Origin of the sequence: Lyngbya sp. CCY1209 (assembly GCF_035615495.1) — a bacterium.
Taxonomy (GTDB): Bacteria; Cyanobacteriota; Cyanobacteriia; order Cyanobacteriales; family Microcoleaceae; genus Limnospira.
This window is the reverse complement of record NZ_JAJENU010000494.1, coordinates 1-9,384: the sequence shown is the minus strand read 5'-3', so window position 1 is coordinate 9,384 and position 9,384 is coordinate 1. Positions and strand designations below refer to the sequence as shown.

The following is a 9,384-nucleotide window of genomic DNA, read 5'->3' as shown; positions in this document are numbered from 1 at the left end:
CAAGCTAATAGCTCAAATCATCTAAAGATGATTGGGGAGGTTGTACGAATCTGATATAAGATGTCGCCTCTGCCTCCTCTGCCTCCTCTGCCTCCTCTGCTTACCGAAGCCTCCTCTGCTTACCGAAGCTTCCTGGAGCTCCCTCTGCTTACCGAAGCTTCCTGGAGCCCCCACACCTTGCTTAATCATTCTTAATATTGTCGGCGATCGCGGCTGTTTCCTCACCCTCCGATGCCTGGGGGGCGGGAGCCAGCCAACCGGCAAACTCGGCGGGGAAGCGATCGCCCAAAATCGCCTCCCGGATGCGGGTGGTGAATCGGACCAGTTCGGTGACGTTGTGGATGCTCAACAGGGTGTAGGCGAGGATTTCCTGGGCCCGCACCAGGTGGCCGATGTAGGCTCGGGTGAAATTTCGGCAGGCGTAGCAGGGACAAGTGTCGTCGAGGGGGGCGAAATCTTCTCGAAATTGGGCGTTTTTCAAATTCCAGCGTTCCCCGGCTACCAGGGCGGCGCCGTGGCGGGCGAGGCGGGTGGGAATCACGCAGTCGAACAAGTCCACCCCCGCCGCGATCGCCTGGGCCATTTCCCGGTAGGTCCCCACCCCCATCAAATAGCGGGGTTTGTGTTCCGGCAAAATGGGCGTCGTCGCCCGAACGACTTTATCCATAAGGGTTGTGGGTTCCCCGACGCTGACGCCGCCGATCGCATAACCGGGCAGGTCCAACTCGACTAATTTCCGGGCGGCGTCCTGTCGCAGGTCGGGATAGACCCCCCCCTGCACGATCGCGAATAAAGCCTGATCCGTCCGCCGGTGGGCTTCGATGCAGCGTTTCAGCCACCGGTAGGTGCGATCGGTGGCGGCGATGACTTCTTCCCGGGTGGCGGGGTAGGGCGGACATTCATCGAAGGCCATGATCACGTCGGCGCCCAATTCGTTTTGAATCTGGATGGAGCGTTCCGGGGACAGTTCGATGATGGCGCCGTCGTGGGGCGATCGGAAGGTGACGCCGGCTTCCGCCACTGTCCGCATTTCGCTGAGGCTGAAGACCTGGAAGCCCCCGGAATCCGTGAGCATCGGCCCGTCCCAGCCCATGAAGCGGTGCAGGCCCCCCGCGGCCGCCACGATTTTCTCCCCCGGTTGCAGGTGCAGGTGATAGGTATTCGAGAGTACCATGTGGGCGCCCGTATCTTTCAGTTGGGCCGGGGTCAGGGTTTTGACATTCGCCAACGTCCCCACCGGCATGAAGCGGGGGGTTTCCACCGGGCCGTGGGGAGTCTCAAAAACCCCGGCTCGGGCTCGGGTTTGGGTGCAGCGGGCCTGGATTTGAAATGAGAAGGGTTGCGACATTTGGGGCTGATTGGACAACAAAGCCGGGGAAACCGGGGAGGAGGGAAATCGCGGTCTGGAGATGCCGCGATCGCCTGCCGACGGCCGATCTCCCATTCCGTTCAGAAGGGGCAGTCGTCGTCATCCATTTGGGTATCCCAGTTTGTCGATAGTACCTGATCCATGACCGCATCCAAAGCCGCCGCGTTCAAATTTCGCGCCGCCTGCTCTTGCAGGGGGTTCGACAGCGGAATCAACCGCAGCAGGCGTCCGTCCTGGACCAGATCGAAATAGCTTTCGTCTTCCGAGGATTGTTTCAACTCCAGACAGTCGAAACTGTGCACGTTCAAATAAATGGCGTGATTGGCGATGAGGGTGGCCTGCTTCGGGTCGGCAAACACCTCCAGAACGTAACCTTCTCCCTGACGTTTAACCTGTCCGTCCTGGATATGAATGTAACGGACTCGACCCAGATCGACAAGCAATCGTCGCATATCGCACTTGTTGACGATGATGCCGGAATCGATTATGCACGGAGCAGACACCCTGTAATTTAGCTGGTCATAACTCATGGAGTAATAGCCTCTGAAATATGATAGGTTCCCCTAAACAAAAAAATGAGAGCATTAGACGCGCTGCAAACGACGCGCCGGTTGATGATTCGCCACAACTTTCTCAAGGAGCGAAGATTCCCGATTCCGGACATTTAAAAAGTTGGAATACGGGACAGATCGTTCGGATGAGCCGACGAGAATCGCTCCACCAGACCCCGATGTACGGTTCAAAATGCCTCTCAACAATCGGACAAAGCGAAAAGTGATCTTTGTTTTTTCTTCCACTCTTTGATGATCTCGCCGTCAGACCCACTTTGCTGCCGACAAATCAATTTGCCTTCAGGGGATGTTAAGCCCTGGTCTGAACGGATCTTCGAGTTGTGTGGATTTGTCCTAATTATACACGGCGGTTCAAGTCGTTTCACTTGCCGCTTCACCCCGGCCGAAAGACTTGAGGTGAGAAACTCCCGGATGATTTTCGGGTTGGAGATGCCGATACTAGGTGAACTGAGTTCGCCACAATTGTAGCAAAACTAAAACGCCGGGGGGCGATCGATCCGAGTTCAGATTCGATGAGACTCGCCCTTTCGGGAACTGAGCCGATCAATTCGGAGCCGGGATGGGATTGACGGATCATGGCGAGTTGATGCCGTCAGACCGGAGAAATCATCTAACTGCGACCCGGCCCGATATCAGATCCGGGCGGGTTTTCATTTCAATTCTGGCATAACCTAGAAAATATTTATAGATCTCGCCGACATTTAATTTTGGTTTTATGAGTCTTGACAAACCGCTTCGATCGCTCCGCCAATTTGCCGAACGTCAGGGGGCGGCACTCGCTGCCGCCGTCGCATTCTACACCTGTTTGCCGATCCCCGTCTCTTGGTCCCTGGAATTTCGGGGCATCGCCCGACTGGCTCCGGTGCTGGGGTTGGCGATTGGGGGATTGTTGGGATTGGCTGACACGGGTTTGCAGTTGCTCGGGTGTCCGGTATTGACGCGATCGGCCCTGGTGGTGGCGGGATGGGTCGGAATTACCGGGGGGCTGCACCTGGACGGGGCGATGGATACGGCCGACGGGTTGGCGGTGACGGACCCGCAGCGGCGGTTGGAGGTGATGGCGGACAGCGTGACGGGGGCTTTTGGGGCGATCGCGGCGGTGGTGATTTTGCTGCTGAAAACGGCGGCTTTGGCGGACCTCGATCGCTCCCGATGGCTGATTTTGATGGGGGTAGCTGCTTGGGGACGCTGGGGACAGTTGGTGGCGATCGCCCGCTACCCCTACCTGAAAGCCGTGGGAAAGGGCGCCTTCCACAAGGATTCCACCTATTCCCCCTTCGACTTGCTGCCGGCGGTGCTGCTGCTGGCGGGGTTGAGTGGCTTGGAAATTTGGCTGCACCCAGACCGCTGGCTGGTGGCGGTGGGGTTGATGCTCGGCGGCAGTGCGATCGCTATTCTGACCGGAACCTGGCTCAATTATCGCCTGGGGGGACATACGGGAGACACCTACGGCGCCGTCGTGGAGTGGACTGAGGCTCTGCTGTTGTGCCTGGTGGTGGCGTTGGAAGGGAATAATAATTAACAATTAATTATCCGACTCCCGACTCCCGATTCCCGACTCCCTAAAAAAAAGGGTGGGATTTTGTTTGATCCCACCCGCCCGAAATTCTGCAATTCTTAAGATTGCATTCCTTTGAGGACGCGATCGGCGATCGTGCCTAGGGAACTGCCGAGTTGTTTTTTCAGCCGCCACCGGCTGAAGGCTTTCTCGTAGGCGTCTCCCTCGGTTTGGAAGGTCCGCCACCCCTGCAGCGTCAGTCCGAGTCCCCACAATAGGGCGATGGTGAGGGCGAAGGCGACGCCTTGGGTGGTGACGAGATTGAGCACCAGCAAGAAGGAGTTGACGATCGCATATTTGATCAAATCTTGACGGAATTTTTGGCGACGTTGTTGGTCGAACATCTGTTTTTCCGTCAACTCTACCTTGCGACTCTGCCACTCCAGTTCTGCGGCCCGCAAATCTTCCGGGCTGATGCCCAATTCCATCGCCATTTCCGCCAACTGGTCCCGGGTCAGTTCTCCGCTTTCCTCGCGGCGGGCCATCGCGATTTGCAGGATTTGCTGGGCGTCTTCCTGTTGCAGGGGGGCGGGGGCGAGGTTGGTCTCCAAACTATTTTCCATAGTTGAGTATCCCATAAACATTTTCTCATACTGCGATCGTACCGGGTTTTGGCTAGATTGGGTAAGTGAGGCCGAGATCGGATTTTACGACTGGTGTTGACTCCTCCCGGCGACAGGTATAATTTTACAGTCCGTCGGCGATCGCTTCCGAGTTGGACGAGGGTCGATTGAGAGATTGAAAGCATCGGGGAACGACCCGCTCTGTTCGTCCCTCCCCATTCTAGACGACGGCGACATTTAAAATTCGGAACATTCCCAATCATGCCATGATTATCTCTCATATTATTCTCAAGAATTGGCGAAACTTTCGGTTGGTAGATGTGGATTTGCGCGATCGCATTTTTGTGGTGGGTCCTAATGCCTGCGGCAAATCTAACTTTCTGGATGCCTTCAGATTTTTGCGAGATCTGGCAAAACCGGGAGGAGGATTGCAGAAAGCGGTGAGCGATCGGGGCGGAGTCTCGAAAATTCGCAGCCTTTCCGCCCGTCAAAATCCCAATGTCGAAATCGAAATTCACCTGTCAGAATCGAATGGTGAATCGCCGATCTGGAAATATTCGTTGGGTGTCAAAATCAAAAAAGGTGGAAAAAATCAACCCGTTATTTCCCACGAAACGGTTTGGCGGAAAGGTGAGACAATTTTAGACCGTCCCAATTCTGACGACTTGCAAGACGAATTGAGACTGACTCAAACCTATCTGGAGCAAATTAATTCTAATGCGGAATTTAGAGAAATATCGAATTTTTTTGAATCGATTTTATATTTGCATCTGATTCCTCAATTGGTGCGTCATCCGGAAGCTTTTGCCATGCCCGGTCTGTCCGAAGATCCCTTTGGCAGGACTTTTTTAGAAAGGGTCGCAAAAACCCCTGAAAAAACCAGAAAATCGCGACTCAGAAAAATTGAAGATGCTTTGAGATTTGCCGTCCCGCAGTTAAAAAACCTCACCGATACAAAAGACGAGATGGGCGTTCCCCACCTGGAGGCGATTTACGAACATTGGCGACCGAATGCGGGGAAACAGCGGGAAGACCAATTTTCGGACGGGACATTGCGGTTGATTGGTTTGTTGTGGTCTTTATTGGAATCTGATTCACTGTTATTATTAGAAGAACCGGAACTCTCCCTAAATGCGGCGATCGTCAGCAAGCTACCCGCCCTAATTCATCGCCTACAGAAACCCAAAAAACGACAAGTTATTTTGAGTACCCACAGTGCGGATTTACTGTCAGATCGAGGTATTGGTGGCGAAGAAGTGCTGTTGATGATACCCACGCCGGAAGGAACCGAAGTCAAACTGGTTTCAAGGATTGAAGACATCAAAATTCTCTTGGAAGGCGGTTTGAGCATCGCCGACGCGACACTGCCTCACACCGTCCCTTCCGGTATTTAATTCTAGCATGATTTAATTCAAAGTATACAACCACCCATCCCGGCTGCAGATGATGATGTTTCCATCCCAGACGACGGGGGTAGACTCGAAGGAAATCCCCGGTTTGAAACGGCCGATCGCTTCCAGGTTAAGGCGATAGTAATCTCCGAGGGAATTGGCGATCGCGTCTGATTCTCCCGCTGCGGTTTTTTCCCAGTTCAACTGAAATAAATAAACGCCGTTATATCCGGCTGTCACCAGTTTGTAACCGTCGGTAAAAATGGGGGTGGAAATAGATGCCCCGATCTTCTGTTTGGCGAGGACGACGGGGGTATGATAAGAGCCTTTTCCTAAGGGCCCTGAGACGCGATCGCCCGTGGTTTTCTCCTGGGAACCGACGTACAAATAACCGTCGATCGCATGGGTGGCAAATAGGGGCGGAAAATTGTCTGGATTGTATTCATCGTTGATAGAAACCGAACCGATAATTCCCCCTTGCCAGCTTCCAACTTTGGCGTTTCCGGTGGGTAAAAACCATTCCACACTTTCGGCGGGTGGCTTGTCCGGATTGAGTTTGATCGCCCCGCCGCGGCCGGGGATGTACTGTTTTTCAATGGCACAAAAAAGATGACCCGATCGCGAAACGGCGACAGTTCCATCCAAGTCCGAACCGGTGAAGAAATCCCAACTTATTTTTCGGGTATTGATATCGATGCCGTAAATATGTCCAGAACCGGCCGCAACGAACAGGCGATCGCCGAGTCTTGCTGGAGAAGATTCGCAGACCAAATTACCTCCGTGGCGGGCGCGATCGCTCTTTTCATACAACTGCACTTCCGAGATAATTTTAGGTTGCAAAAATCCCGATTTTTTCTGAGATTGAGTAACCGCAGAATCGAGAAAATAGCCGATGCCATTTTCTCCGGCATTGAAAATCATACCATTTTCTAAATACAAAGCGGAACTGTCATTGTCCCGGCTGTAACTGAGGGTTTTGCGAATATCCAATTTCCACAATTCTTTCCCGGTTCGGAATGAAATTGCCCGGAAACTGGGGGCGAGTCCGCCTTTGGGCCGTCCCGTCCGACTGCCCTGCAAAATCACGATGCGGTTGTCTTCGTCGGCGGTTTCATCGATGTAGACACTAGAAGATCCTTTAATAACGTCATCAAATTTGTATTTCCAGACTTCTTCATTGGTTTCAAAATCAATTTTTCTCAGATGGTAATCGTAGGAACCGATAATCAAGTAAGTCCGTCCGCGATCGCGGGTAATTGTCGGCTGTCCCGTCCACCCCGCCCCGCTCCAAACTTTGCGGGTTTTCCCCACATAAGTCACCCCCGTTCCGAGAGGGAATTTTTGGGCGACATTCAACCCCGTCGGTACGCCCCACCCGTAATATCGACGCTGGGGATTGCCCAAATAAGTCGGGATCAATAATTCCGTTTCCGGATCTAAATTTTTGAAGAAAGTTTTGACCGTTTCGTGAACTTTTTCTTCCGATACATCAACTTTCAAAAAACTCGACAACGCCGAGGGCAGAAATGCACCGATTAAAAAATGGTGAGAATATCGATTGAACTGTCGCCGAGATAATGACATTGGGGCTATATAGTTTCAAGTTAGCGATATTAATTAAATCACGAAGAGCCCCCTTCGCGTCAATTCATCAGGTAGCACAGGCATCCTGCCTGTGAAATTATAGAGAGATTAACAAGCCAGAAGCCTGTTCTACTCGGGTGACGTTATACTGGAGAACGTGAAAAACGGACTCAGTTCGAGTAATTATCAGGTATTGTTATGGCCAATCGTCTCGCCCAGTCCCAAAGCCTCTACCTTCGCAAACACGCGGATAACCCCATCGACTGGTGGCCGTGGTGTGAGGAAGCCCTGGAGAAAGCGAAACGGGAGGATAAGCCGATTTTCCTTTCGATTGGCTATTCGAGTTGCCACTGGTGCACGGTGATGGAGGGGGAGGCTTTTTCCGAACCGGCGATCGCGGACTACATGAACGCCAATTTCGTCCCCATCAAAGTCGATCGCGAAGAACGCCCGGAAGTCGATAGCATTTATATGCAGGCGTTGCAGATGATGACGGGCCAGGGGGGATGGCCGCTGAACGTCTTTCTCTCCCCCGACGATCGCATCCCGTTTTACGGCGGAACCTATTTTCCCGTGGAACCCCGCTACGGACGCCCCGGTTTTTTGGACTTGTTGAAAGCGATCCGGGATTTTTACGATCGCGAAAAAAATAAACTCGAAACGGTGAAAGGCGAAATCATCACCCAACTGCAACAGTCCGCCGTTTTACCGAGTTCCGAATTGAGCGAAGATCTCCTCAAAAAAGGATTGGAGATCAATACCGGAATTATCGGCCGCAACAACTTCGGCGGCCCCCGATTTCCAATGATTCCCTACGCGGACATGGCGTTGCGGGGGACGCGGTTTCAATTCGAGTCCGAATCCGACGCAAAGGAAGCCTGCATTCGCCGGGGAAAAGATTTGGCGACGGGAGGAATTTACGACCACGTTGCCGGGGGATTTCACCGCTACACTGTCGATCCGACTTGGACGGTTCCCCACTTTGAAAAAATGCTCTACGATAACGGGCAAATCGTGGAATTTTTGTCGGATTTGTGGCGATCTGGCCTACAAGAACCCGCCTTTGAACGGGCGATCGCCGGGACGGTTTCCTGGTTGAAGCGGGAGATGAGGGCGCCGGAGGGCTATTTTTACGCCGCCCAAGATGCTGATAGTTTTATCACTCCCGAGGATAAGGAACCGGAAGAGGGGGCGTTTTACGTCTGGACGCACAAGGAGTTGGAAACGTTTTTGACGGCGGAAGAATTGGGAGAATTGCAAGCCCAGTTTACCATCACAAAATCCGGCAATTTTGAGGGTAAAAATGTCCTGCAACGGTGGAATTGCGATCGCCTCGGCGACACCTTGGAATCGGCCCTGGCGAAACTGTTCGCCGTCCGCTACGGTGCCCCGCCGGAGGAGGTGAAAACCTTCCCCCCCGCCCGCAATAACCAAGAAGCCAAGGAAACGGATTGGCCCGGTCGCATCCCCGCCGTCACCGATACGAAAATGATCGCCGCGTGGAACAGTTTGATGATTTCCGGGTTGGCGAAGGCGGCGACCGTTTTCGATAATTCCGAGTATTTGGAATTGGCAGCGACCGCCGCCCGGTTTATTTTGGATTGCCAGTGGGTGGGCGATCGCTTTCACCGGGTCAACTACGACGGCGAACCGGCGGTTTTGGCACAGTCGGAGGATTACGCCCTGTTTATCAAAGCCCTGATCGACCTGCATCAAGCCAGTTTTGAAAATCCGGAATTGGCGGAATTTTGGCTGGAAAATGCGGTCAAAGTTCAGCGTGAATTTGACGAGTATCTCTGGAGTGTGGAAATGGGCGGCTATTTCAACACGGCGGCGGACGTGGGGGAAACCCTACTCGTCCGGGAACGGAGTTACATGGACAATGCCACGCCCTCGGCAAACGGGATTGCGATCGCCAATTTGGTGCGGTTATTCTTATTAAAAGAAGAGCTCGCCTATTTGGATCGGGCGGAAGCGGGTTTGAAAGCCTTCGCCAGCATCATGGAAAAGGCACCCCAAGCCGGCCCGAGTCTGTTTGTGGCGTTGGACTGGTATCGTAATAATACCTTGGTTCGCGCAAAAGCGGCGGAAATTGCCAAGTTAAATCGCCAGTATTTGCCGGTGGCTATTCTCAAAATTGATGGCAATTTGCCGGAAAATGCCGTGGCTTTGGTCTGCCAGGGTTTGAAGTGTAAAAAACCCGCCAGTTCCGAGGCGGAAATGTTGGAACAGTTGCGGGAAAGTTTGACCCGGGCGTAAACTGGTTTTTGGAGATCCCCCCCAGCCCCCCTTAATAAGGGGGGAGAATTGATTCAAAGTCTCCCTTCTTAAGGGAGATAATGGTGGA

At 53.2% G+C, this 9,384-nt stretch carries 7 protein-coding genes; 3 read left to right on the top strand and 4 right to left on the bottom strand.

Features of this window, described 5'->3' with window-relative positions:
• Positions 1–181: 181 nt before the first annotated feature.
• Positions 182–1,348: a tRNA guanosine(34) transglycosylase Tgt gene (tgt, locus tag LKE08_RS15405; RefSeq protein WP_324705126.1), complete on the bottom strand. Its 1,167-nt coding sequence runs from the start codon at positions 1,346–1,348 to the stop codon at positions 182–184.
• A gap of 101 nt (positions 1,349–1,449) precedes the next feature.
• Positions 1,450–1,899 (bottom strand): hypothetical protein, encoded by a 450-nt coding sequence (locus tag LKE08_RS15400; RefSeq protein WP_324705125.1) that lies wholly within the window; start codon positions 1,897–1,899, stop codon positions 1,450–1,452.
• Positions 1,900–2,656: 757 nt separating this feature from the next.
• On the opposite strand from LKE08_RS15400, the gene cobS reads away from it, so the two are divergent.
• Positions 2,657–3,463, top strand: a complete 807-nt coding sequence (gene cobS, locus LKE08_RS15395; RefSeq protein ID WP_324705124.1) for an adenosylcobinamide-GDP ribazoletransferase — start codon at positions 2,657–2,659, stop codon at positions 3,461–3,463.
• Between the two features lie 95 nt (positions 3,464–3,558).
• Here cobS and LKE08_RS15390 read toward each other — a convergent pair whose 3' ends face one another.
• The gene (locus LKE08_RS15390) at positions 3,559–4,062 is read right to left on the bottom strand and encodes a 2TM domain-containing protein (RefSeq protein ID WP_375341434.1); all 504 of its coding nucleotides are present in this window, start codon (positions 4,060–4,062) and stop codon (positions 3,559–3,561) included.
• A 266-nt stretch (positions 4,063–4,328) separates the two neighbouring features.
• On the opposite strand from LKE08_RS15390, the gene LKE08_RS15385 reads away from it, so the two are divergent.
• Positions 4,329–5,456 carry an AAA family ATPase gene (locus LKE08_RS15385; protein ID WP_324705122.1) on the top strand — a complete coding sequence of 376 codons (1,128 nt, stop codon included), beginning with the start codon at positions 4,329–4,331 and terminating at the stop codon, positions 5,454–5,456.
• Positions 5,457–5,468: 12 nt separating this feature from the next.
• Here LKE08_RS15385 and LKE08_RS15380 read toward each other — a convergent pair whose 3' ends face one another.
• On the bottom strand, positions 5,469–7,037 hold the full coding sequence (locus LKE08_RS15380) for a hypothetical protein (RefSeq protein WP_324705121.1): 1,569 nt from the start codon (positions 7,035–7,037) through the stop codon (positions 5,469–5,471).
• 198 nt (positions 7,038–7,235) lie between these two features.
• On the opposite strand from LKE08_RS15380, the gene LKE08_RS15375 reads away from it, so the two are divergent.
• Positions 7,236–9,296: a thioredoxin domain-containing protein gene (locus LKE08_RS15375; protein ID WP_324705120.1), complete on the top strand. Its 2,061-nt coding sequence runs from the start codon at positions 7,236–7,238 to the stop codon at positions 9,294–9,296.
• The last annotated feature ends 88 nt before the right edge of the window (positions 9,297–9,384 follow it).